19 protein-coding genes, 4 tRNA genes and 1 pseudogene are annotated in these 23,804 nt (G+C 57.2%); 17 read left to right on the top strand and 7 right to left on the bottom strand.

The features are described 5' to 3' along the window. The first annotated feature begins 15 nt into the window (after positions 1 to 15). The 3 genes from AC3Y64_RS08380 to AC3Y64_RS08390 all read left to right on the top strand — a co-directional run bounded on the left by AC3Y64_RS08380 (position 16) and on the right by AC3Y64_RS08390 (position 3,563). Positions 16 to 327 (top strand): cupin domain-containing protein, encoded by a 312-nt coding sequence (locus AC3Y64_RS08380; RefSeq protein WP_489987090.1) that lies wholly within the window; start codon positions 16 to 18, stop codon positions 325 to 327. Positions 328 to 432: 105 nt separating this feature from the next. Then, complete coding sequence (locus tag AC3Y64_RS08385; RefSeq protein ID WP_489987091.1) at positions 433 to 1,584, top strand: TDT family transporter; 1,152 nt, start codon at positions 433 to 435, stop codon at positions 1,582 to 1,584. A 104-nt stretch (positions 1,585 to 1,688) separates the two neighbouring features. Further along, positions 1,689 to 3,563 (top strand): MFS transporter, encoded by a 1,875-nt coding sequence (locus AC3Y64_RS08390; RefSeq protein ID WP_489987092.1) that lies wholly within the window; start codon positions 1,689 to 1,691, stop codon positions 3,561 to 3,563. A gap of 122 nt (positions 3,564 to 3,685) precedes the next feature. Here AC3Y64_RS08390 and sugE read toward each other — a convergent pair whose 3' ends face one another. The 3 genes from sugE to rdgC form a co-directional block, all read right to left on the bottom strand. Next, the gene (gene sugE / locus AC3Y64_RS08395) at positions 3,686 to 4,000 is read right to left on the bottom strand and encodes a quaternary ammonium compound efflux SMR transporter SugE (protein WP_003223093.1); all 315 of its coding nucleotides are present in this window, start codon (positions 3,998 to 4,000) and stop codon (positions 3,686 to 3,688) included. A gap of 118 nt (positions 4,001 to 4,118) precedes the next feature. After that, complete coding sequence (locus AC3Y64_RS08400) at positions 4,119 to 5,084, bottom strand: bile acid:sodium symporter family protein (protein ID WP_158959239.1); 966 nt, start codon at positions 5,082 to 5,084, stop codon at positions 4,119 to 4,121. 164 nt (positions 5,085 to 5,248) lie between these two features. Next, entirely contained in the window at positions 5,249 to 6,169 is a 921-nt protein-coding gene (gene rdgC, locus AC3Y64_RS08405; RefSeq protein ID WP_064390914.1) for a recombination-associated protein RdgC, read from the bottom strand. Positions 6,170 to 6,328: 159 nt separating this feature from the next. On the opposite strand from rdgC, the gene AC3Y64_RS08410 reads away from it, so the two are divergent. The 4 genes from AC3Y64_RS08410 (at position 6,329) to AC3Y64_RS08425 (ending at position 6,862) form a co-directional block, all read left to right on the top strand. Beyond that, positions 6,329 to 6,404 (top strand) — tRNA-Val (locus tag AC3Y64_RS08410). Between the two features lie 19 nt (positions 6,405 to 6,423). After that, positions 6,424 to 6,500, top strand: a tRNA-Asp gene (locus AC3Y64_RS08415). Positions 6,501 to 6,690: 190 nt separating this feature from the next. Then, positions 6,691 to 6,766: transfer RNA gene (locus AC3Y64_RS08420), tRNA-Val, on the top strand. Positions 6,767 to 6,785: 19 nt separating this feature from the next. After that, positions 6,786 to 6,862 (top strand) — tRNA-Asp (locus tag AC3Y64_RS08425). Between the two features lie 180 nt (positions 6,863 to 7,042). On the opposite strand, the gene AC3Y64_RS08430 is transcribed toward AC3Y64_RS08425, so the two are convergent. Together AC3Y64_RS08430 and AC3Y64_RS08435 are read right to left on the bottom strand one after the other, a co-directional pair. Then, positions 7,043 to 8,176, bottom strand: a complete 1,134-nt coding sequence (locus tag AC3Y64_RS08430; protein WP_489987935.1) for a catalase family protein — start codon at positions 8,174 to 8,176, stop codon at positions 7,043 to 7,045. Positions 8,177 to 8,205: 29 nt separating this feature from the next. After that, positions 8,206 to 10,014 carry a di-heme-cytochrome C peroxidase gene (locus AC3Y64_RS08435; protein ID WP_489987093.1) on the bottom strand — a complete coding sequence of 603 codons (1,809 nt, stop codon included), beginning with the start codon at positions 10,012 to 10,014 and terminating at the stop codon, positions 8,206 to 8,208. Positions 10,015 to 10,274: 260 nt separating this feature from the next. Between AC3Y64_RS08435 and bamJ the strand changes: the two genes are divergently transcribed. The 10 genes from bamJ to AC3Y64_RS08485 all read left to right on the top strand — a co-directional run bounded on the left by bamJ (position 10,275) and on the right by AC3Y64_RS08485 (position 19,808). Continuing rightward, entirely contained in the window at positions 10,275 to 10,994 is a 720-nt protein-coding gene (gene bamJ, locus AC3Y64_RS08440) for a BamJ family beta-barrel-assembly machinery protein (protein ID WP_008077889.1), read from the top strand. A 293-nt stretch (positions 10,995 to 11,287) separates the two neighbouring features. Next, positions 11,288 to 11,743 carry a YkvA family protein gene (locus AC3Y64_RS08445; RefSeq protein ID WP_489987094.1) on the top strand — a complete coding sequence of 152 codons (456 nt, stop codon included), beginning with the start codon at positions 11,288 to 11,290 and terminating at the stop codon, positions 11,741 to 11,743. A 112-nt stretch (positions 11,744 to 11,855) separates the two neighbouring features. Continuing rightward, the gene (locus AC3Y64_RS08450) at positions 11,856 to 12,197 is read left to right on the top strand and encodes a helix-turn-helix domain-containing protein (RefSeq protein WP_489987095.1); all 342 of its coding nucleotides are present in this window, start codon (positions 11,856 to 11,858) and stop codon (positions 12,195 to 12,197) included. Continuing rightward, complete coding sequence (locus AC3Y64_RS08455; RefSeq protein ID WP_003223109.1) at positions 12,194 to 12,565, top strand: hypothetical protein; 372 nt, start codon at positions 12,194 to 12,196, stop codon at positions 12,563 to 12,565. Before AC3Y64_RS08450 ends, AC3Y64_RS08455 begins: the two co-directional genes overlap by 4 nt. Next, entirely contained in the window at positions 12,566 to 12,973 is a 408-nt protein-coding gene (locus AC3Y64_RS08460) for an SEL1-like repeat protein (protein WP_489987096.1), read from the top strand. A 253-nt stretch (positions 12,974 to 13,226) separates the two neighbouring features. Next, a complete protein-coding gene (locus AC3Y64_RS08465; RefSeq protein ID WP_489987097.1) occupies positions 13,227 to 17,942 on the top strand; it encodes an RHS repeat-associated core domain-containing protein in 4,716 nt (1,571 codons plus the stop codon). Further along, complete coding sequence (locus tag AC3Y64_RS08470; RefSeq protein ID WP_489987098.1) at positions 17,939 to 18,325, top strand: hypothetical protein; 387 nt, start codon at positions 17,939 to 17,941, stop codon at positions 18,323 to 18,325. Before AC3Y64_RS08465 ends, AC3Y64_RS08470 begins: the two co-directional genes overlap by 4 nt. 142 nt (positions 18,326 to 18,467) lie before the next feature. Beyond that, positions 18,468 to 18,839 (top strand): hypothetical protein, encoded by a 372-nt coding sequence (locus AC3Y64_RS08475; RefSeq protein ID WP_489987099.1) that lies wholly within the window; start codon positions 18,468 to 18,470, stop codon positions 18,837 to 18,839. Further along, on the top strand, positions 18,839 to 19,255 hold the full coding sequence (locus tag AC3Y64_RS08480; protein ID WP_489987100.1) for a hypothetical protein: 417 nt from the start codon (positions 18,839 to 18,841) through the stop codon (positions 19,253 to 19,255). The genes AC3Y64_RS08475 and AC3Y64_RS08480 overlap by 1 nt, the downstream gene beginning before the upstream one ends. 139 nt (positions 19,256 to 19,394) lie before the next feature. Continuing rightward, positions 19,395 to 19,808 carry a hypothetical protein gene (locus AC3Y64_RS08485; protein ID WP_489987101.1) on the top strand — a complete coding sequence of 138 codons (414 nt, stop codon included), beginning with the start codon at positions 19,395 to 19,397 and terminating at the stop codon, positions 19,806 to 19,808. On the opposite strand, the pseudogene AC3Y64_RS08490 reads toward AC3Y64_RS08485, so the two are convergent. After that, positions 19,805 to 21,586, bottom strand: a pseudogene (locus AC3Y64_RS08490) (bifunctional diguanylate cyclase/phosphodiesterase). The gene AC3Y64_RS08485 and the pseudogene AC3Y64_RS08490 sit on opposite strands and share 4 nt — an antisense overlap. A gap of 133 nt (positions 21,587 to 21,719) precedes the next feature. Further along, positions 21,720 to 23,804, bottom strand: a complete 2,085-nt coding sequence (locus AC3Y64_RS08495; RefSeq protein WP_489987102.1) for a carboxy terminal-processing peptidase — start codon at positions 23,802 to 23,804, stop codon at positions 21,720 to 21,722.

Below are 23,804 nucleotides of genomic sequence, written 5' to 3' on the forward strand. Positions count from 1 at the left end.
TTCAGGGATTGATTCATGAAGATTATTCGCAGCAAGTCCTTCACCGCCGAGCGCGCTTGGGGTGCGCTGGACATCGCCAATATGAACGGCATTACCACGCGCCTGCACTGGACCGATCAGCCGTACAAATGGCACGTCAACGATGGTGAGGAAGTGTTCGTGGTGCTCGATGGCCAGGTAATGATGCATTTCCGTGAAAACGGCGAGGAGAATCAGGTGCAGCTCAACGTCGGCGACATTTTCTACGCCTCGGTCGGCACCGAGCATGTCGCCCATCCACAAGGCGTGGCGCGGATTCTGGTCATCGAGTCCGAGGGCAGCGTCTGACTGCATATCTGCAAAACAGATAACAGTTAGAGATATTACCCGTTATATAGATATTCGATTCGGTTCTACCATGGACTCAACCTCACCAGAGGACAGGAGTTCATGATGACTTGCCCCAACAGCGCCAGACCCGGCATCAAGCCGTTCAGCCAGCTTCAGCATCCGCGCGAAGTGATCCGCCAATTCACACCGAACTGGTTCGCCGCGACCATGGGTACCGGTGTGCTGGCGCTGGCCTTGGCGCAACTGCCGGTTGCGATTCCCGGTATGCACGACTTGGCCGAAGGGTTGTGGCTATTCAACATCCTGTTGTTCACGCTGTTTACCGTCGCCTACGCGGCTCGCTGGATTGTGTTTTTCGATGAAGCGCGGCGGATTTTCGGTCACTCCACTGTGTCGATGTTCTTCGGCACCATTCCCATGGGCCTGGCGACCATCATTAATGGTTTCTTGGTGTTCGGTCTGCCGCGTTGGGGCGATGGCGTTATTCATCTGGCCGAAGTGCTTTGGTGGATTGATGTGGCCATGTCGCTGGCCTGCGGCGTGTTGATTCCCTACATGATGTTTACCCGCCAGGAACACAGCATCGATCAGATGACGGCGGTTTGGCTATTACCTGTAGTGGCGGCAGAAGTGGCCGCAGCCAGCGGCGGACTGCTCGCCCCGCACCTGACCGACGCCCACTCGCAATTGGTGGTGCTGACGACGAGCTACGTGCTCTGGGCATTTTCCCTACCCGTCGCGTTCAGCATTCTGACAATCCTGCTGCTGCGCATGGCCTTGCACAAGCTGCCCCACGAAAACATGGCCGCCTCGAGCTGGCTGGCGCTTGGCCCGATCGGTACGGGAGCGTTGGGCATGTTGCTGCTGGGCGGTGATGCGCCGGCCATCTTTGCGGCCAACGGTCTGCCGGGTGTCGGCGAAATCGCCTCGGGCCTCGGCCTGGTGGCGGGCATCACTCTGTGGGGGTTTGGCCTGTGGTGGATGTTGATGGCGGTGCTGATCACTGTGCGTTATCTGCGTGACGGCATTCCGTTCAACCTCGGCTGGTGGGGTTTTACCTTTCCCTTGGGCGTGTATTCGCTGGCGACGTTGAAGCTGGCGAGCATCCTCAGCCTGACGTTTTTCAGTGTCTTCGGCACGGCGCTGGTGATGTTGCTGGCGGTGATGTGGCTGATTGTCGGCAAGCGCACTGTGCAGGGCGCCTGGCGTGGCGAGCTGTTCGTCTCGCCGTGCATCGCAGGATTGAAGCAATAACCTGAAAAGTTTAGGTAAGGTGTGGCCTGGATCGCGGTTCGAGATTCCAATAGGCAGTACCCCAGGCCTCTCTACCTATTCAAAAAATCAGGAAAACACGGAAGATGAGTCACCCCTCACAGTTCAACCTGCTGCGCACCCGGCGCTTCCTGCCGTTCTTTATTACCCAGTCGCTAGGCGCGTTTAACGACAACGTGTTTAAACAGTCGTTGATCCTCGCCATTCTTTATCGACTGACCATCGAGGGTGATCGCTCGATTTGGGTCAACCTGTGCGCGCTGCTGTTTATCCTGCCGTTCTTTCTGTTCTCGGCGCTGGCCGGGCAGTTCGGTGAAAAATTTGCCAAGGACGCGCTGATCCGTCTGATCAAACTTGCGGAAATCGCCATCATGGCGGTGGGATCCGTCGGTTTCCTGTTCGATCATTTGTCGCTGATGCTGGTGGCGCTGTTTGCCATGGGCACACACTCGGCGCTGTTCGGGCCAGTGAAGTATTCGATCCTGCCGCAGGCGCTGCGTGAGGATGAGCTGGTCGGTGGCAACGGTCTGGTGGAGATGGGCACGTTTCTGGCGATTCTTGCCGGCACCATCGGCGCCGGGGTGATCATGTCTTCGACTCACTACGCACCGTTGGTGTCGACCGCTATCGTCGGCATCGCCGTATTGGGTTATCTGGCCAGCCGCAGCATTCCGCGCGCGGCGGCATCCTCCCCGGAAATGCGCCTGAACTGGAATATCTTCAGCCAGTCGTGGGCCACGTTGAAACTCGGTCTGGGCCAGACACCGGCGGTGTCGCGCTCGATTGTTGGCAACTCGTGGTTCTGGTTTGTCGGGGCGATTTACCTGACGCAGATTCCGGCCTATGCCAAGGAGTGGATGCACGGTGATGAAACTGTTGTAACGCTGATTCTCACGGTGTTCTCGGTCGGCATTGCGCTCGGTTCGATGCTTTGCGAAAAGCTCTCCGGGCGCAAAGTCGAGATCGGTCTGGTGCCGTTCGGTTCGTTCGGTCTGACCGTATTCGGGCTGCTGTTGTGGTGGCATTCCGGCGGAATCCCCGACAGCGTCACCGGCCATAGCTGGATCGAGGTGCTGGGCTTTGTGCACACCTGGGCGGTGCTGGTCGACATCCTCGGCCTCGGGATCTTTGGCGGTTTCTACATCGTGCCGCTGTACGCGCTGATCCAGTCGCGCACCGCCGAGAACGAGCGGGCGCGGGTGATTGCGGCCAACAACATTCTCAACGCGCTGTTTATGGTGGTCTCGGCGATCGTTTCGATCGTGTTGTTGAGCGTGGTGAAACTGTCGATTCCGCAGTTGTTCCTAGTGGTATCGCTGCTCAACATCGGCGTCAACGCCTACATCTTCAAGATCGTTCCCGAGTTCAGCATGCGCTTCATGATCTGGCTGCTCAGCCATTCCATGTACCGCGTCGAACATCGCAACCTTGAGGCGATTCCGGATGAAGGCGCGGCACTGCTGGTGTGCAACCACGTGTCGTTCGTCGATGCCTTGCTGATTGGTGGCGCGGTACGTAGGCCGATTCGCTTTGTCATGTATTACAAGATCTACAACCTGCCAGTGCTGAACTTTATCTTTCGCACGGCGGGGACCATTCCTATCGCCGGGCGCCAGGAAGACATCCAGATCTACGAAAAGGCCTTCACGCGGATTGCCCAATATCTGAAGGACGGTGAACTGGTATGCATCTTCCCGGAAGGCAAGTTGACCGCCGACGGCGAGATGAATGAGTTCCGGGGTGGGCTGACGCGGATTCTCGAAGAGACGCCGGTGCCGGTGATTCCGCTGGCGTTGCAGGGATTGTGGGGGAGCTTTTTCAGTCGCGATCCGAACAAGGGCCTATTTCACCGGTTGTGGTCGCGGGTGACGTTGGTGGCGGGTGCGCCGGTCGACGTTGAAGCGGCGGAGCCGGCGAAGTTGCAGGGGTTGGTCGGGGAGTTGCGCGGGGGCGTTAGATAGTCGCTGATTGTGTTGGCCTCATCGCTGGCAAGCCAGCTCCCACAGTGATCTTCAGTGGACACCTTATTTGTGTACACCAAAGAACCTGTGGGAGCTGGCTTGCCAGCGATGGGTCCAGAGGCCTAAGCGCTGACCTTGAGCCCTATCAAGCCAGTAATGATCAACGCCACACTGGCCAGCCGAATCAACGCCATCGACTCGCCAAACAGAATGATCCCGGCAATTACGGTGCCCACGGCGCCGACACCGGTCCAGATCGCGTAAGCCGTGCCCAGCGGCAATTCCTTCATCGCAAGGCCGAGCAAGCCAAGGCTGATGGCCATGGCCGCAACGGTCAGGACGGTGGGCAGTGGGCGGGTGAAACCGTCGGTGTATTTCAGGCCGACGGCCCAGCCGACTTCAAACAGACCGGCGAAAAACAGAATGATCCAGGACATGAGAGACCTCCATCGATTGACGGGGTCGTCCCCAGATTAATGACTCGATCGAGCCGCAGGGTCGTCCCCGCGTTGCGTGACAGTTTGACCAGCATTAATCCGGGGATCAAGTTTCGGCTCAGTCGGCGGCTTGCTGCGCCGAGGCCTCGCGATCTTCCTTCTCACTCATGCGCCGGAAGTAGGTCGAAAGCAGCGCCCCGGAAATGTTGTGCCACACACTGAACAAGGCACTCGGCACCGCCGCCAATGGCGAAAAGTGCGCACTGGCCAGCGCAGCACCCAGGCCGGAGTTCTGCATGCCGACTTCCAGGGCCAGCGACTTGCGCTGGGCCAGTGGCAACTTGAACAGACGCCCGGTGAAGTAACCCAGCAGATAACCGAAGCTGTTGTGCAGCATCACCACGGCCATGATCAACAGGCCGGATTCGGCGATTTTCGCCTGACTCGCGGCGACCACGGCGGTGACGATGATCACGATGCTGACCACCGACACCAGCGGCAACACATCCACCGCATGACGAACTTTGTCACCGAGCAGGCGCTGAGCAACCACGCCGAGGATGATCGGCAGCAACACCACTTGCAGGATCGACCAGAACAGCTCCATGAACGACACCGGCAACCACGCTGAAGCCAGCAGCCAGATCAGCGCCGGAGTCAGCAGCGGGGCGAGGAGGGTGGTAACGGCAGCGATCGCGACCGATAGCGCCAGATCACCGCGAGCCAGCCAGGTCATCACGTTGGACGACGTGCCGCTTGGGCAGCAGCCGACCAGAATCACGCCAACGGCGATTTCCGGTGGCAGATGAAATGCCTGGCAGAGCAACCACGCCACACCGGGCATGATCACGAAATGTGCAACCACGCCCAACGCCACGCGCCACGGATGGCGGGCGACAGCAGCGAAGTCGTCGAGTTTGAGGGTCAGGCCCATACCGAACATGACAAGCCCTAGCAGCGGCACGATCGCGCTTTTGAGGCCGAGGAACCACGCCGGTTGCAGGAAGGCCACAACGGCGAATATCAGAACCCAGTAAGCGAAGGTATTGCCGACAAAGCGGCTGAGTGCAGCCAGTGCGCGCATGGCCTGGTCCTTATTATTAAATGAACAACACAAATCGAACTGTGGGAGCTGGCTTGCCTGCGATGGCGTTGTATCAGGCAACTTTCAGCTATCTGATGTACCGCTATCGCTGGCAAGCCAGCTCCCACATTTGTACCGGTTCCTTCATTGGGAACTGGTTGGCTTTAGATCCCCTGCGGAGTCTCTTCCCCACCCAACGCTTCAACCAGCGCCGGCAGGAAGTCGCCGAAGGTCAGCATCATCAGGGTGAAGCTGGCATCCAGTTGACCCAGTGCCTCATCGCCACCGTCCTGTTCCGCCTGATCCTGCAACAGATCTTCGAACTTCAGGCGTTTGACGGTCATCTTGTCGTCGAGCATGAACGACAACTTGTCCTGCCAGGCCAGCGACAGTTGAGTGACGACTTTGCCGGTGCTCAGGTGCAGCTGGATTTCTTCGCTGGTCAGATCCTGACGCTTGCAACGCACGATACCGCCATCTTCGTGGGTGTCGCGCAGTTCGCACTCGTCCAGTACATAGAAGTCGTCAGCGGCTTTCTGCGTGGTGACCCAATCGGTCATGACCGCTGTCGGGGCCATTTTCACGGTCAGCGGACGGACGGGCAGGGTGCCGATCACTTCACGCAGGGTCGACAACAGGTCTTCGGCACGTTTCGGGCTGGCCGAGTTGACCAGGATCAGGCCCTGTTTCGGCGCGATGGCAGCGAAGGTCGACGAGCGACGGATAAAGGCGCGCGGCAGGAACGCCTGGATGATTTCATCCTTGATCTGATCGCGTTCCTTCTTATAGACCTTGCGCATCTGTTCGGCTTCGATCTCTTCGACCTTTTCCTTGACCGCGTCACGCACGACGCTGCCCGGCAGAATGCGTTCTTCTTTACGCGCGGAAATCAGCAGGAAGTCACCGCTGACATGCACCAATGGAGCATCTTCGCCTTTGCCGAACGGCGCGACGAAACCGTAGGTGGTCAACTCCTGGCTTGCACATGGACGCGCCAGTTTGGTGGCCAGTGCAGTTTCCAGCGCCTCGGCATCGACAGGCAGGTCTTGGGTCAGGCGATAGATAAGCAGGTTTTTGAACCACATGGGGTGAGTCTCTCCTTTATACAAAGGGGGGCATTATTGTCTTCGCCGTCTCATAGGCCAACCCTTCTCTAAGCCTTTGGAAGGCCTGAGAAAATTATTTAAAAAAGTGCTTGCCAGAGGTTGGGTCGCTCCGTAGAATGCGCGCCACACCGAAGCGAAGGGTGATTAGCTCAGCTGGGAGAGCGTCTGCCTTACAAGCAGAATGTCGGCGGTTCGATCCCGTCATCACCCACCATTCGTTTCAAGTGTTTAGCGCAGCGGTAGTTCAGTCGGTTAGAATACCGGCCTGTCACGCCGGGGGTCGCGGGTTCGAGTCCCGTCCGCTGCGCCATATTCGGTAACCTGGACCACTGAACGCCAGGTCACCACGGAAAAACCCGCCAAGGCGGGTTTTTTTCTGCTCCAAGGTTGTACCCGCGGGATGTGTCATTTACCGGTTTTCGGATTTATTTGAAAAAAACTTCAATTAAATCAACACTTTACGAAAACTTGTGGCATAATGCGTCCCGTAACGAAGCGAAGGGTGATTAGCTCAGCTGGGAGAGCGTCTGCCTTACAAGCAGAATGTCGGCGGTTCGATCCCGTCATCACCCACCATTCGTTTCAAGCGTTTCGCGCAGCGGTAGTTCAGTCGGTTAGAATACCGGCCTGTCACGCCGGGGGTCGCGGGTTCGAGTCCCGTCCGCTGCGCCATATTCGGAATCTGGAACACTGAACGCCAGATTCCACAGAAAGCCCGCCTAGTGCGGGCTTTTTGCTGTCTGCGATTTGAGAAAATCACCTGAACCCCTGTAGGAGATGCGGCACGCTGCGATCTTTTGATCTTGCTTTCCTAAGATAAAAAGATCGCAGCCTCATTGCACTCGACAGCTCCTACAGGGCATTCCGGCTGTGCCGGTAATCACTCACCGCCTCATACACCGCTTTGCGCAGACGGTTGATCCCGCCAATCGGCCGGTGCGCTTCAATGCCGAACCACGGATTGAACGACAGGTTGTCACACGCCAGATTCAGCGCAGGCGTATCGAAGTCCTGTGGCGGCAGTGTGATCCGCGCCACGGTCTCGAAAGGTGAGTCCTGCTCACGCCATTCAATACTGGTGTCTTCGATCGGCATGTATCGGTTCGCATCTTGACGCTGGATCTGCAAGACAAAACACGCCGGCACTCGATCCGCCGACAATTGCTGACTAAGAGCGCTGCGCAGGAAGTTCGGCAAGTCGTGGTTCTGTTTCGGCAAGGTGTAGGCCGGGCAACTGTCCGGATCCGGCATCACCCGAAACTTTGCATTGGCCTCACCGAATTTGTAGGGCGAGACCGAAAAGTAGGTCGTCCCCGTCGGACTGTCTGGCGGCGGCGACAGCGTGGCCAAGGCAATAAACAAATGGCGGATCTGCCAGGTGCGTGGATCCCAGCCCGGAAAAAACGCCATGACCTTTTTACCGTCAGCTTGAGCAGCCACATTCTGACGGTACTCGGCGACATCGCTGACAAAGAAGTTCGGATGGCTGAACATGACGAAATCCTGTTCACGCCGCTGCGCTCGCTCGCCAAGCAGCTGTTTACCCGGCACGTCCAGCAATTTGATCGCCATGCCACGGGCGTCGCGAATGCTGTCGAATTGCGGGTAAGCATTGCCGTTGGACAGGCGAATCATCGCTTGCCAGGTTTTCCCTGGTTCGCTGAAAACGCCCTGTCGCAGCGACTGCGCCAACTGAGGCAAGACCTGGACCTCAGCCTTTACACAGCCATGGGCCTTGGCATGCGCGTCGCGCAAATACCGCGTGGGTTCGCGATGTTGATCGACGATGCGCACAGCGGTCTGGATAACGTCCTGCGTCATCGCCGCCTCGCCAGGTGGAATCTGCTCGATGGCCGACACCGGCCCGCGCTGTTGCCAGGCAAACCACGCGGTGGCGACAGCCCAGCCGAGCAGGCCGATGGCGAGCATAATCAACAGTGTTTTGCCGAGTAGACGCCCGAGCCACAACCAGATTCGGACGAGCATCGGCAGTTCTTTCTTGAAGGTTGGCAGGATCATGGCAATTGCGCCTCCAGTGGGCCGCCGAGGACTTTCAGGTATTCCAGCAACGCCCAGCGTTCCTCCGGTTGCAGCAGTCGGCCGATGACGCCGTTACCGCGCTCGCCGGCGCGGAATTCATGACCGCTGTTGTGGTTGCCGCTGATCCGCGTATCGAACAGAAAGCCATTGGGGAAAGCTTCGGTGCGATAACCCAGATGCCTTGGCTCGTATTCGAGCGTGCCTTTATAGAAGGTGGTTGCGCGTTCATCCTGCGGTGATAGCAACTGGTAAATAGTCGGCACCGAGCCGTTGTGCAGAAACGGTGCAGTGGCCCAGACGCCCGCCAATGGCCGCGCTTTGTAGGCGACTTTTTCGCGCACGCCAATCGGTAGGCCAAAGCCATCGAGGTCTGGCTTTTCTTCCGGCGTAACCTTGGCTTCGCGGTAGGCGCGGTTTTCGACGAATGCGGTGACGTAAGCCAGCCCCTTGGCGACTGATAGCTGGCTCAGGTCCAACGGTTCTTTGGGCTCTGGATGCAGCTTGACGTCCATACTCTTCAGTTCTTGCAAATCCCATTGCAGGGCCGTCAGATCGAAGCGGTGGGTCGCGATATTGGTGGCTGCATTAGGGTCAGTGCCGATGACATCAACGGGTAGCATGTGCAGGTGCTGCACCCAGCGCTTGCCCTCCCGGGTTGTCCGCGGGACGTGACATCCGGCGCAGTTCTCGCTGAACAGCATGCGGCCCTTGGCGGCCAGGGGTTTATCGACAGCGCCCAGCAAATCTTCCGGCCAGGCGAGGGGCTTAAGCTTCTGCAGGGTTTCCTCAATCTTGTGCAGATCACGCACGCGCACGCTGGAGGCATAACGCGCATCGCCTTGCAGTGGCTGACCGTTGCTGTCGAAGAAATTCAGGGTGGCGCCGACGCCCAGCGCCTCACCGATGTTGCGCGCCATCGGCTGCTGCGCCGAGCCGTTCCATTGCACCCAGTCGAAAGTCCACATATCCCACAGTTGCGGGTAGTCCACTGGGGCGTTGGCCACGCGATAGTTCGCGGGGGAGATCGCATCGCCGAAGGTGGCGTTGGCGATGCGCCCGAATGCGTCCGTGCGCCCTGGGCCTTCTTCGGTCGGATAGAGGCCGCGATGAGTGTCGTTCCAGGCGACCTTCAGGAAGGTGTCCAACGAGCTCTTGAAGTCTTTGCGCAGTTGCTCGTGACGCGCGTCGTACTCATCACCCAGCACGTTTCGGGCGAAGCGTTCGAATTTCCAGGGATTGAAGTAGGTTGAGGTCAGACTGGCGACCAATGCCTGTCCGAAACTGCCACCGCGCAATGTAGGAACGCTGGAAGGCAACACATGCTGCGCCGCGCCGCCATCCACGCGTATGGCTTGGCCTTTGAAGCGCAATTCGCCGGTGTGGCAAGCCGCACAAGTTATGTCCAGATATTGCTCGGAGCTGCCAGGATTCTGATGTCGGGCAAAGCCGACAGGCAGGTTGCCAGGATTGTTCGCCGTGGCTTTCTGTTGCGGATCGACGAGAAAGCCGAAGCGGGCAAGGTAGTCGGGCGAAGCGAATCGTTGCTCGGAGAACGGTAATTCCAGCGCCTGAAACCACTCATAGCGCATGCCTTTGACCTGCGTACCCTGCGGCGTGAAATAGTAGGTTTGCCGTTCTTCTTCACTCCACTGGTTCAGGTAATGCACCTGCTGGGCGGGGGTGTAGAAGGGCAATTTCGGCTTGGCGATGTAGTACAGAATCACTGCGAGGACGAGTCCCAGCAGCACCACGATCAGGGTCAGCACGCGGAATAAGAGGCGCAAGATAAACATCCTTGTCGAATTGTTGCGCTGTTATGCCTGAGCCGGACCATGCTGGGCAAGTGGCCATTACGCCAGATGCTGTAGGAAGGCTTGTCAGGCGCAGATGACAGAAGCTTCATCGTGCCTTTGCCCAAATGCGTTTTAATCCCTGAACTTATCGGAAGATTCCTGCTCTCATGCCGGTAGCCATTGGTCGTGGCGGCCTGATAAGCTCGCGGCTTTACTCGATTGCCCTTTCGGCGCATGAACAAGGAAATAGCATGAAACAGCATCGGTTGGCGGCGGCGGTTGCCCTGGTTAGCCTGGTCCTCGCGGGTTGTGATTCGCAGACCAGCGTAGAGCTGAAAACCCCGGCGCAAAAAGCTTCCTACGGTATCGGCCTGAACATGGGCAAGAGCCTTGCTCAGGAAGGCATGGATGATCTGGACTCCAAAGCGGTAGCCCAGGGCATCGAAGATGCCGTTGGCAAGAAAGAACAGAAGCTGAAAGATGAAGAACTGGTCGAAGCCTTCGCTGCGCTGCAAAAGCGTGCTGAAGAGCGCATGGCCAAGATGAGCGAAGAGTCGGCAACCGCCGGCAAGAAATTCCTCGAAGAAAACGGCAAGAAGGCAGGCGTAACGACGACTGCTTCCGGCCTGCAATACGAAGTGGTCAAGAAAGCCGACGGCCCACAGCCTAAGCCTACCGACGTAGTGACCGTTCACTACACCGGCAAGCTGACCAACGGCACCGTATTCGACAGCTCCGTCGAGCGCGGCAGCCCGATCGATCTGCCGGTTAGCGGCGTGATCCCGGGTTGGGTAGAAGGCCTGCAACTGATGCACGTTGGCGAGAAGTACAAACTGTACATCCCTAGCGATCTGGCTTACGGCGCTCAGTCGCCAAGCCCGGCAATCCCGGCCAACTCGGTTCTGGTCTTCGACCTGGAACTGCTGGCCATCAAGGATCCAGCCAAAGAAGACGCCGCTGCCGCCAAGTAATCGGCCTCGGTTTCAACAACAGCGCCTCGCTTATGCGGGGCGTTGTTGCATCTGGAGGTTGGCAAGGGTAAACAGAGCGAACCGATGCGGGTCACGGGAGTCATAGCTTTGAGGCTGCCCGCACTAGACGCCCTGAGCCGCCAAGTCAATGAAATATTGGGGTTTTTTATGTGAGTAAAAAACGCCCGATCTGAGCGCAGCCCTTATAAAACGGGGCTCTCAGCGCTGAAATGCAGCTCTGTTCACAAGGTTATCCACAATTTGTGTGGATAACATTTCAACGGGAGGAATAGATGAAAGCTCCGTGGAATTTCGCTCGATTCCTGCCCCTGGCCGGTCGATTGCTCGCCCGTGGACGTTTACCGACATTGCTGTTTGCCGTAGCCAGCAAAGGTGCCGCGCAAGGCAATCGCCTCGGTAAAATCAAAGATGATCTGCGTCTGCTGCAGGCATTGTGCCTGGCGTATTGGAGAGGCGAGTACCGGGCCATCAGTGGCAAAGCGCTGGTTTCGGTGGTGGCGGGGTTGATGTACTTTCTCAGCCCGGTCGATGCCATTCCGGATTTCATCCCGGTATTCGGCATGCTCGACGACATTGCCGTTCTCGCCTGGCTGATGAAAACCCTTGATGATGAACTCAATGCTTTCCGCATCTGGCGCAACCGCCAGCAGCCGGAAAAACTCGCTGTGGTTGAACGCCTGCCCGACACCCCTGAACAACTTCAACTTCAGGGTCCGAAAAAGCCCTGATTGTTGTAGTCCCTTTCGCAGATAGATGCCCCCGCGACCTTAGCCGCTGTTAGGATTACACTTCTAGGGAAAAGTGCCGACTCGCTAAGTGTTGTTGTCCTACGGGGTAGTCATGGATATTCAGATAATTGCACGCGATGGCGAACCCGAATACGCGGTTCTGCCTTGGGCTCAATATCAGGCTCTACTGAAAGCAGCAGGTCTCGACGAAACACCGTCGCGCCCGGCCCCAGCGCCTGTCGCGACATCATCAGACCCGATTCTTCCTGGTCTGGATCAACTACGCAGTTTGCGCGAAGGGAAGGGCATCGCCATCGAGGCGCTGGCCCGCACGGTAGGCATCAGCCCGTCTTATCTGGCCATGATCGAAAGTGGCGAGCGTCAGCCCGACGCCGCGATTCGCCGCAGCCTGGCTTGGGAGTTGACGGTGCCAGGTTGGAGGGATGAATCGTGAGCGTACGCATCAGTCGTCAACATTGGGATGGATTGCTGGGGGAGCTGGACCAGGCGCGCCGCCAGCGCCATCTGCTGACCTATCGGGCGTTGCTCGAGCGCCTGCAATTGCCGACGCCGGCGATGCAGACGCTGACCGCCGCCCTGGAGCATCTGGCCGCGCTGGACGCCAAGGCCGAACAACCGTTGCGCAGCTCACTGGTCATCAGCCAAGGCGCCAGTCGCCTGCCGCGTACCGGTTTTTTTGAATGTGTCGAACGTCTGGGGCGTTTTTCCGGGCCGTCCGATGGTGTCGCCGCCGCCTCGTGGCACGCGTCGGAAGTTGTCCGGGTTTTTGAATACGAGTACCCGGAATCGGCGGAGGCCTGAGTGTTTCTTCGACTCAAGGCGCGGGCCAGTTACTGGTTGGCCCGCCGGCTGTTTCACTGGTCGTGGTTTGTCCGCCAGCCGCGTGGCTGGCGCTGGCTTGAAGGTCAGTTTGCGCGCATGGCCAACCTGGGCGATGTCGGGGCGCAAAGCTTTTATGGGCACATCCTGGCGTTTCGCGGGGTTGGCTTGGGCGCACGCGAGGAAGGTGTGCGCTTGTTGCGTCTGGCCGCGCTGGCCGGTGATGGCAAAGCGGCTTATCAAGTCGGCGTGATCAGCCTCAAAGGCACGCCCAGCAAAGCACCTGATCCTGTTGAAGCCGCACGCTGGTGGGGGATGGCGGCGAAGGCCGGGCATCCGCTGGCCGAGCTCAAACTGAAAGAACTGAACCTGCGCGATGCCGAGCCATAAACGCTTTGCGAGCTAAACAAATTGTGGGTTGTTTTATAAACGTGGCGTGAGGGAAACCTCACGCCACGTTTGCGTTTTCATGTGTCTGTTTTGTTGTGAGCAACTTTTACAGATTAGTCCTACAGACATAACCTACTTGCCTGACTTCTTTCCTGATTAATCCCCCGCACAGTTCCCGCGCCTAATTTTTGCGCGAGGGAACGCTCATGTTTGACCCGCTTATTCAGTTCACTTCGCACACTCGCGTGCGCTGATGGAAGCCGTCACCCGTATCGAGCAAGAACTCGACAGCTTTCCCAAAACCCTCAGCCTCTATCGCGAGCAGCTCACGCATTGGGCCAGCCGTACGGCGGACAAAGTCAGTCACGCGGCGGATCTGCCCTCGCTGATGGGCATGGAGCGGATCATCCGCTTTGGCGACAGCAGTACCGCTGTGAGCAGTAGTGATCAGGGTTTTTTCTCCAGCGTCGTTCAGTGCCCAAACAACGGCCCGATGCTGATCGAGAGCAAATTCGAGTCGGTCTACGACATTCCGCTGGGCAATATCGTGGTCGATGTGATCGCCATGGACGGTGGTGAAACCACGCCCATCACCCTTGATGCTCAGGGCAAAGGCTCATTCAAAGGTGCACCCGGGAGGTTCTATCGGGTGCAGGTACACAGCAAGGTCACTCCCGATCAGGTTGAGGCGCTTTTCAAATCCTACGACGGTTTGACCGGTGAGCTGGATAGCTGGCTGCGCAGCGAGTGGCAGGGTTTTAAACCGCAGTGGTCGCAGTCGGTCGCAGGCGCGGCTGGCAACGGCATGCTGGCCGGGAGCTGGGCAGCCATCGAAGGAGTCTGGGACAGCATTGGCATGCTCTCGGACATTCTCAAGGATCCCGGAGCATTCGCCGAGCGCTTGGGGGAGGGCGCCGCGCAGTTGATGGCGCTCGCAGAGACCGCCCCCGACGTCATGGAAAAGCTGCAATTGCTGATCAGTGACGAAGCCGCCCTGTGTTTATTGCTGCGCACTGCGAGCCTCTGGATAGAGATGTTGCCGCCCAGCGAGATCGCCGGCAAAACCGCTGAAGCGGCGTCGATGGTGATCGTTCAGGTGCTGATCGATGTGTTGATTGGCGTGGTACTGACATTCGTCGGGGCCGGCGCCGGGATCGCTTATCTGACGCTGCGTCTGGCAGATCGCGCGGGGCAATTGCTGGCGGCGGTGAAGCGCCTGGTGACGGCGATGTTCGGCATCGTCAACGGCTTCGTTCAATACGTTGATCGCTATAAAGCTGTAGCCGCCCGTGGCATGGCCGCCGGGGTGAACAAGGGGCGGATGCAGTTGCGCTGGGATGCCAAGCGCAACGCCTCGTTGAAGAAAGACGAGCGCCACGACGACGCCTCCGACCAAGCAAAAAATCCCAACGGCGACAGCGCCGATTGCGCGCTACTGACCTGCACCAACGGCTGTCCGGTGTCGATGGTCACCGGCGAGGAATTGCTGACCCTGACCGACGCAGTGCTCGATGGCGTGCTGCCGTTCGAGTTCAGCCGTTTGTATCGCAGCAGTGCGGTCGAGATCGATGTCGGTCTGGGGTTTGGCTGGAGCCATTCGCTGGCGCATCGCTTGGCGTTTGAGGGCGATTTCGTGGTCTGGATCGACCATGAGAACCGTCGCACGCGGTTTCCGCTGCCGAACGTCGAGCGTCCGGCGATTCATAACAGTCTGTCGCGGGCGGCGATTTTTCTGGGGGATGAACCGGAGGAGCTGATTCTTGCGCTGGCGGGGGACGCGGCGCGGTTTTACCACTTTCGGGCGGGACGTCTGACGGCGATCAGCGACGCCTATGGCAATCGTCTGACCCTGCAGCGCGATCGGTCTGACAGGGTGCAGCGACTCGATAACGGCGCCGGGCGCTCGCTGTTGCTGCGGTATGACCGGGCGCAGTTGATCGCGGTTGATTATCAGGTTTTTCAGCGCGGTGAATGGACAACTGAGCAGACCCTCGTCAGTTACAGCTACGACGCCCGTCAACGCCTGTTGGCCGCGACCAACGCGGTCGGTGACAGCGAGCGTTACGACTACGACGACGCCCACGTCATCCTGCAGCGGCAACTGGCCGGTGGTGCGAGTTTTTTCTGGGAGTGGGAACGCGCTGGCAAGGCTGCCCGTTGCGTAAGGCACTGGGCCTCGTTCTCGCAGATGAACACGCGGTACGTCTGGGACGATGATGGCCGTGTCACGGTGCATTACGTCGATGGCACCGAAGAGGTTTACGTCCACGACGATCAAGCGCGGCTGGTGCGCAAGATCGAGGCCGATGGCGGCGAGCAGCTCAAGGCCTATGACGCTGCCGGGCGGTTGATCGCCGAACAGGATGCCTTAGGCGCCGTCACCGAATACCGCTACGACGACGTCGGACGGCTGATCGCGCTGATTCCGCCGGATGACGCGCCAACGTCCTACGAGTACCGCAACGGTTTCCTCTACCGGCGTTCACGCGGCGATGCGGTGTGGATCTATCGGCGCAATGCCGAGGGCGATGTCACCGAAGCAGTCGATCCCGACGGCAAGGTCACCCATTACTACTACGACGCGCGTGGGCGCTTGCTGTCGATCCGTTATCCGGACAGCAGCCGGCTGCGGCTGGTGTGGAATGACCTCGGTCAGCTCGTTGAAGAGACCTCGCCTGACGGTGGCGTGCGGCGCTTTTCCTACGACGCACTGGGGCGGCGGACCACCACCGTAGACGAACACGGTGCGGTCACCCGTCAGCAGTGGGACGGTGTGGGCCGACTTGTTCAGACGACTTTTCCTACCAGCGCCACCCGCGCTTACAGCTACGGCGCCTACGGTCAGGTCACCGCCGAGCGCGGTGAACTCGGACGCATCACCCGTTATGAATATGACGACGATCTGCACCTGGTCTCGCGGCGGATCAATCCCGACGGCACGCGGGTGCAGTATCGCTACGACCACGCGCAACTGTTGCTAACCGAGATTGAAAACGAGTCGGGCGAAAAATACCGACTGGACTACACGCCGACCGGACTGATCCGCCAGGAAACCGGCTTCGACGGGCGACGCACCGCGTATGCCTACGACCTCAACGGGCATTTGCTGGAGAAAACCGAATTCGGCGATGACGGCTCGCAGTTGGTCACGGCGTATGCACGCGACAGCGCCGGGCGCCTGTTGGTCAAAACCCTGCCCGAAGGGGTCAAGGTCAGCTATCAATACGACCGCCTCGGCCGTTTGACTAGCGTCGATGACGGCCAGAACCATCCACTGGCCTTCGAATACGACCGCCAGGATCGACTGATTACCGAGCATCAGGGCTGGGGCACGCTGCGCTACAGCTACGACGCCTGCGGCCAGCTCAAACGCCTGCGCCTGCCGGACAACAGCAAGCTCGATTACCACTACGCCAAGGGCGGCGCGCTGACCGGCATCGACCTCAACGGCGCGCAACTGACCACGCACGTTTTCCTGTCCGGGCGCGAGCAGCAACGTCAGCAAGGCCTGCTGCTCAGCGAATATTCTTACGATGATCAGGGAAGATTGCTCGCCCACGCGGTAGGTCATTCCCACGATTCGCTGTATCGCCGCGACTATGCCTACAGCGCCAATGGCAATCTGGAACACATCGCCGACACCCGCCACGGCCAGCGCACCTACGCCTACGACGCCCTCGACCGGCTGATCCGCGTGCGCCACTCGCGCGACGAACTGCCGGAATCCTTTGCCCACGACCCGGCCGGCAACCTGCTGATGCAGGATCGTCCCGGTCCTAGCCAGATCAAGGGCAACCGCCTGTTGATGCAGGGCGACCGTCATTACGACTACGACGCCTTCGGCAACCTGATCCGCGAACGCCGTGGCACCGCACAAAAACTCGTCACCGAATACCGCTACGACTGCCTGCACCGCCTGATTGGCCTCACTCGCCCCGACGGCCAAAGCGCGAGTTACCAGTACGACGCCTTCGGCCGGCGCATCCGCAAAACCGTCGACGGCGTCATCACGGAATTTTTCTGGCAAGGCGACCAACTCGTCGCCGAAAGCAGCCACAACGAATACCGCAGCTACGTCTACGAGCCCGGCAGCTTCCGCCCGCTGGCCCTGCTCGACGGCAAAGGCCCGAAAAAAGCCTGCCCGTTCTATTACCAACTCGACCACCTCGGCACGCCGTTGGAGTTGACCGACTACAGCGGCGAAATCGTCTGGGCTGCGCAGTACGACGCCTACGGCAAAGTCGCCGCGCTGAGCCTCGCTGCTGACGAATACCTGGATCAACCGCTGCGGTTTCAGGGGCAGTATTTCGATGCCGAGAGCGGGCTGCATTACAACCGGCGTCGGTATTACGACCCAAGGCTGGGACGGTATCTGACGCCGGATCCCATCAAGTTGGCGGGTGGGTTGAATCAGTACCAGTACGTGCCAAATCCGACGGGGTGGGTGGATCCGTTGGGGTTGAGTTCGAATTGTCCGGATGGAGATAAATGCAAGAAATCAACGCTTGAGTCAATCGACCCGACTACACAAATAAAGAGTGGAGAAGAGGATCTTTCGCGCTCTGTACCGCGACCGGCGTACTTATATCGTGGATCTGCAACAGACCCGTCGGAAGTTTTCGAGAACGGTTTTAAAAGCAAGGGGGATAGCAATGACCTATTTCTTCACTCAATTGATAGTGATTTTCCTCCAAGTAATTTTATTAGTACTTCTCTTTCAAGAGATATGGGGAAAGCATTCGCTACCAGCTATTTTACACGCCCCGGATTCCTCTACACACTGAAAATGATCCCAGGCCATGACTTGAAAAAAGAGTTAGGTGGATCTTATAGGTTTAGTAAGGAACAGGAAATTGCTATTCCTGGTCAGATCCAAAGGGAAGATATTCTTGGTGCTACACTGATTATTGATGACGGTAGAGAGTTTGGTTACTCAATTCCTAACCCACACAGGAAAATCAATAAGTGAAAAAAATATTTGCAGTTGACGTTTTGGTAAATGATAAAAGGGAGAGAGTTGAGCTTGCTTGTGACTGCATAGCCATATCTATAACAATGGAGTTTTTGGATAGGCCCAAAAAAATTTATTTCGACAGTGATTTTTATAAATGTTTCGCTGCATTAAGAAGAGATAACGATGATTTGGTTTTCTGTTGTAAGGGGGCGAAGACTAATGTTTATCCATCGAGCATGGCGTCGCAGATGTCTCTCGGGCTTAAAGCATATGAACTTGTGATTGGCAAAGAACCGTCAATAGATGATTTGGTATTCATATTTGATTATGAGGAGAACGACTTAACAAACAATCCAGATGAGCAGCGGTCGTTTTATTTGAGTTGGATCTCTTCTTGAGAAGTGTGAAAGCAGTTTGAGCTTTTGGTACTTTGCCTTTTAAAATATTAGACTTTGGCTTTTATTTTTAGGGAAAGTCGTCTATCTGGCTGTAGGTTCGTCACAGTGGGCTGAATATTATTTTAATGAGAGTAGAAAAGTTATGAGTGCAGTTAGTGCTGATGAAAAAAATTCCGGCAATGCAGTTTATCAAGCGGCCGATAAAAAATGCCGCGTAGAAATAGGTACTTTCAGAGGCGTTCCTAGCTCTAGGTTTATGAGTTATCAGGCGCAAATGAACTCTTATAATGAAGCGCTGACAAGGGAAGTCAGAAACATGTCGCGCTTTACTGGCGAGGATAGTATGGGAAATTTAGTCGTCCGTATGCCCGCTGAAGGTGTAGGTGAAGGATATGAGCCTAATCCATTTGAACCTACTGAACCCCGATTCATGCCCAAAATGAACGCTTTTGAAATGAAGTTTGATTTCGAAACGCTACAACCCTACGCTTTATACCCGGTGGAGAGTGTGTGATGTTGATGCATCCCTATCTTGATGTTCCATATGCCCCGCAGCTCAAGCATTTTCTTGGAGGGTTTGATATATACGATCGCGAAGAAAGCTTGGGGGCTGAGTTGTCGGAGTTTGATCCTGAGTGTCCTTCAGATAGAGCGAATCTCATTTATAAGTTTGTTGTTGGAAGATTTGCAGGTTTAAGCTATCGACATAAGTTTGTCTTGCTTTCCGTATTGGAAAAAGCTCTCGCTGGAGAGGCAAGCAAGTTTTTTGAGGTTTTTAAACATGATCCTTTCTCGCATACATTGCTTCCCTATGGTTGGAACGAGCTTAAAGATCCGAGGGGCTTTTTTGAACATGTTTACCTCATCCTGTCCGAGATTTGGGCGGATGAGTTAGACCTCGCTAGTCAGGAAGACTACACAAAGTGGTAGCCAACGGAAGGCCGATGGATATGGGAAAGATCATTGGCGAAGGTTATGCGAGAGACGGGATTTACGGGCAGCAAAAGAGAGCCGTAGTTATTCTCAGAGCAAATGGCGACACCGTAACTTCGTACGCAGATTTTGATTGATGAAAAAAATATATGAGATTGTGGATATAAAAAATTTACTGTTTGCTTTTGATGTTGAAAATACTCTCGACATAGAGCGAGAGCGATTGATAGCTGAAAAAAACGTCAATGATTCGGAGCAGTTGACGGAGCTGTTCGATACTTTGTTAAAGCTTGAATTTTATGAGTACACAGATACAGAGCAAGAATCACTCATAGGAACAGTCGATCATTTCTTGATAACTAATGACAATTTTGACCTCGTATTCAACCCTATGACGACTTATTTCGGTCAAGAAGTCGCCGATAGGCCACTTTTTATGGGGGTTTTGTTGAGGTGTTTGACAAACTACCGAAATGAAAAAAAGATTTCGGAGAATGAAATTCCAGTCTCGCTTTTTGTGCTACTAGGGCGGCACCTCGCGTGGTCTTAACTAACTAATTGCGTCGTCCGGGGCGTGGGCGCTAAATCGTCGAGCACATGCACGCTATACCCCGGAACATTCTTCGCATGATGCTTCGCCTGCGATGCCATCTCAGCGAGCTGACTGGCATCCAGTTGTGCGCAGGCCTCCGGGTGTAGATGTACGACGCCAATGGATAGCGACAACAGCGGAAACTCCTGCCGTACCCCTTGGCGATTCGGGGCGATGAAGCAGCCGGCGTCGAGGTGTTCAGTGCGATAGAAGCGTCGGCATTGGCTCTGGAAATCATCGAGCAGTTGATTCAGTCGCTTTCGCCAGTCTTCGGGGCCGAGGACCAGGAGAAAATCGTCACCGCCAATGTGGCCGACGAAGTCGCGGGTCGGGTCTACGCGTTCGTTGAGGCATTGCGCCAGGCACAGCAGGACTTCGTCGCCGCGTCCGTAGCCGTAGATATCGTTGAAGGGTTTGAAGCTGTCGATGTCGACGTAGCAGATGACCGACTCTCGACCCTGCTGCAGCAGGCGGGTGAGGCACTGCTGAATCGGAACGTTACCGGGCAATAGGGTCAGCGGGTTGGCATAACGCGCCTGTTGGATTTTCAGTTCGGTAATCAGTTTGAGTACATCGATGACCCGACCTAATCCTAGATAACCGCCGTTGAGGGTGATGATGAAGTCTTCTTCGATACGTTGTCGGGCGCGGCTGGTGATCAAGCGGCTGACTTGTTGCAGCGACTGGCTCATTTCCACGGCGAGGAAGTCGTCGTTCATCAGGCGGCTGATCGGTTTGCGCGCGAACAGATCGGTGGCGAACGGTTTGAGCAGTGCGTCGGACAACGAATGGCGGTGGACGATGCCGCAGGGTTGGCCTTGTTCGTCGAGTACCGCCAGTGAGTTGAGGTTGGCCTGGCGGCGAAAGGCTTCCAGCACGGTGGCGGTCGGTGTGTCGCGAGGTACGGCCGGTTGGTCGTTAAGCAGGGCGCTGAGGTCGCTGCCTTCGTCGTTGAGCGCAACGCTGCTGCTGTCGTGTTTGGGCATCAAGGCGCGGGCATCGCGCGGTGGATGCTCTTGTGGACGGCCGAGCAAGTAACCCTGCACCAGGTCGACGCCCATTTCCGTCAGCACGGCGAGCTCTTCTGGCAGTTCGATGCCTTCGGCAATGACTTGCGCTCGCGACGCCTTGGCGATTTGCAGGATCGAGCCGACGAACTCGCGCTTCAACGCGTCCTAATGAATACCGTCGATGAAGTGCCGGTCGATCTTCACGTAGTCGGGGCGCAGTTCCGACCACAAACGCAGGCTCGAATAACCCGCGCCAAGGTCATCCAGCGCAATCGAAAATCCCATCGCTCGATAGTGATGGAGTGCGGTTTGCAGCAACTGGAAGTCGTCGATTGGCGTTTGTTCAGTCAGCTCTATAACGACCTGACTCGGTGGAATGCCGAAGTCCTGCAGCAGTTGCAGCGTGCGTCCTGGTTGATGCGCGGCTTCGAGCAGGGATTCGGGCGAGACGTTAAGAAACAGCTTGCCCGGCAGTTGCTGCTCGTTGAAGCGACGGCAAGCGCTTTGTCGGCAGGCGATCTCCAGTTCATTCAAACGCCCGGCCTGTCGCGCCACAGCAAACAACGCAATCGGTGAGTGAAGGGGGCTGTTGGACGGCCCGCGAGTCAGGGCTTCGTAGCCGAGAATACGTCGCTCAGAGAGGCTGATGATCGGCTGGAACAGGCTGTGCAATCCGCTTTGAGTCAGGATCGAGCTCAAGGCACTCAGCTGTTCGGTCGTGGTCATGGCAATCTCTGGCGATAAAAAAAGGACTGGGAGCGCTCTCGATGAAGAGAGTGGCTCCCAGTCCTTTATTGCACGACAGAATGATGACTGTTTGATGACGATCCGGGGATCGTCAGCATTAAATTGCCATCACTTACTTCTTGGCCACCTGATTGCTCAGCTTCAGGTAATCCAGCAGCACGCGCCCGGTTTCGCTCAGGTAGGCATCGTCTTCTGGTTTGACCTTGTCCGGCTCGGCGGCGGTGAGGGCGTCGTCGTCTTCTTTCTTCAGCTCTTTGAGCGGCTCTTCGCCTTTGGCCTTGCGCCGGATGTTTTCCATCGTCAGCTGTTTGGCGTCGATGTCGGCGTGCTGGGCACGACGCTCGGCTTCGTTGAGGCTGACGGTTTTTTCTTCCATCAGTTTCTGCGCCAGGGCCAGCTTGTCGCGGATGAACACGAACTCGGCATCCTTGGCGGTGCGGGTGTCATGTTCGGACTTGAGCTGGGCCAGGAACGGTTTGAACGGATCGGCCGCCGGTTTGATTGCCGCGCGGATGGTGTCCCACGGCATGGCTTCCGGCAGTGCGCTCTCACCGATTTCCTTGGTGTCGATCAGCGACGGGTAGTCGATGTCCGGCAGCACGCCCTGATGCTGGGTGCTCTGACCGGAAACCCGGTAGAACTTGGCCAGGGTCAGTTTCAGTTCGCCGTGGTTCAGCGGCTGAATGGTCTGCACGGTGCCTTTACCGAAGGTCTGACCACCGATGATCAGCGCGCGGTGATAGTCCTGCATGGCGCCGGCGAAGATCTCCGAAGCCGAGGCGGACAAGCGGTTGACCAACAGTGCCATCGGGCCTTTGTAGAACGCGCCCGGATTTTCATCTTCCAGCACGTCAACGCGGCCATCGGCATTACGCACGAGGACGGTCGGGCCCTTGTCGATGAACAGGCTGGTCAGCTCGGTGGCTTCCTGCAGGGAACCGCCGCCGTTGTTGCGCAGGTCAATGACCACGCCGTCGACTTTGTCTTTCTGCAACTCGGTCAGCAGCTTCTTGACGTCGCGAGTGGTGCTCTTGTAGTCCGGATCACCGGCACGGAACGCCTTGAAGTCGAGGTAGAAGGCCGGGATCTCGATGACGCCGAGCTTGTAGTCCTTGCCGTCCTGTTTCAGGTTGAGGATGGACTTCTTCACGGCCTGATCTTCGAGCTTCACCGCTTCACGGGTGATCGGCACGATCTTGGTGGTCTGGTCGTTCGGCGCATTGCTGGCGGGAATTACTTCCAGGCGCACCACGGTGCCTTTCGGGCCGCGGATCAGTTTGACCACTTCGTCCAGACGCCAGCCGACCACGTCGACCATCTCTTTGTTGCCTTGGGCAACGCCGATGATCTTGTCAGCCGGGGCGACTTGTTTGGTCTTGTCGGCCGGGCCTGCCGGCACCAGACGCACGACTTTCACCTGGTCGTTGTCGCTCTGCAACACGGCACCGATGCCCTCAAGGGACAGGCTCATGTTGATGTCGAAGTTTTCCGCGTTATCCGGCGACAGATAGTTGGTGTGCGGATCGTAAGACATGGCGAAGGTGTTGATGTACGCCTGGAAGATGTCTTCCGGACGGGTCTGATCCAGGCGCGCCAACTGGTTTTTGTAGCGCTTGGTCAGGGTTTCCTGAATCTGCTTCGGCTCTTTGCCGGCGATCTTCTGGCGCAGGACTTCGTCCTTGACGCGTTTGCGCCACAGATCATCCAGTTCTGCGGTGGATTTCAGCCAAGGGGCGTCCTTGCGATCGATCAGCAAGGTTTCCTTGGTGTTGAAGTCCATCTTGTCGACGCCTTTGTTCAGCTCGGCAAGGGCGAAGTCCAGACGCGCCTTGACGCGGTCCAGGTAGCGCTTGTAGATGGTGAACCCGGCGTTGAGGTCGCCGCTTTTGAGGAAGTCGTCGAACTGGGTCTTCCACTTGTCGAATTCGGCGATGTCGCTGGCCATAAAATAGCTGCGCGACGGATCCAGCAGCTTGATGTAGCTGTCGTAGATGATCACCGAGCGCGCATCGTCGAGCGGCGGCTTGCTGTAGTGGTGACGCTTGAGCAACTCGACGACGTTCAGACTGGCGATGACTTCATCGCGATCAGGCTGCAACTTGTCCCAGCTGTTGGCTGCGAATGTATTGCCCGACACCGGCATGAGGCCGATACCGATGAAAAGAGCGAGGGCGGTGCTGGGGAGCAAATGCTTCAT

Source organism: Pseudomonas sp. 4CAES_32.4 (assembly GCF_058136335.1).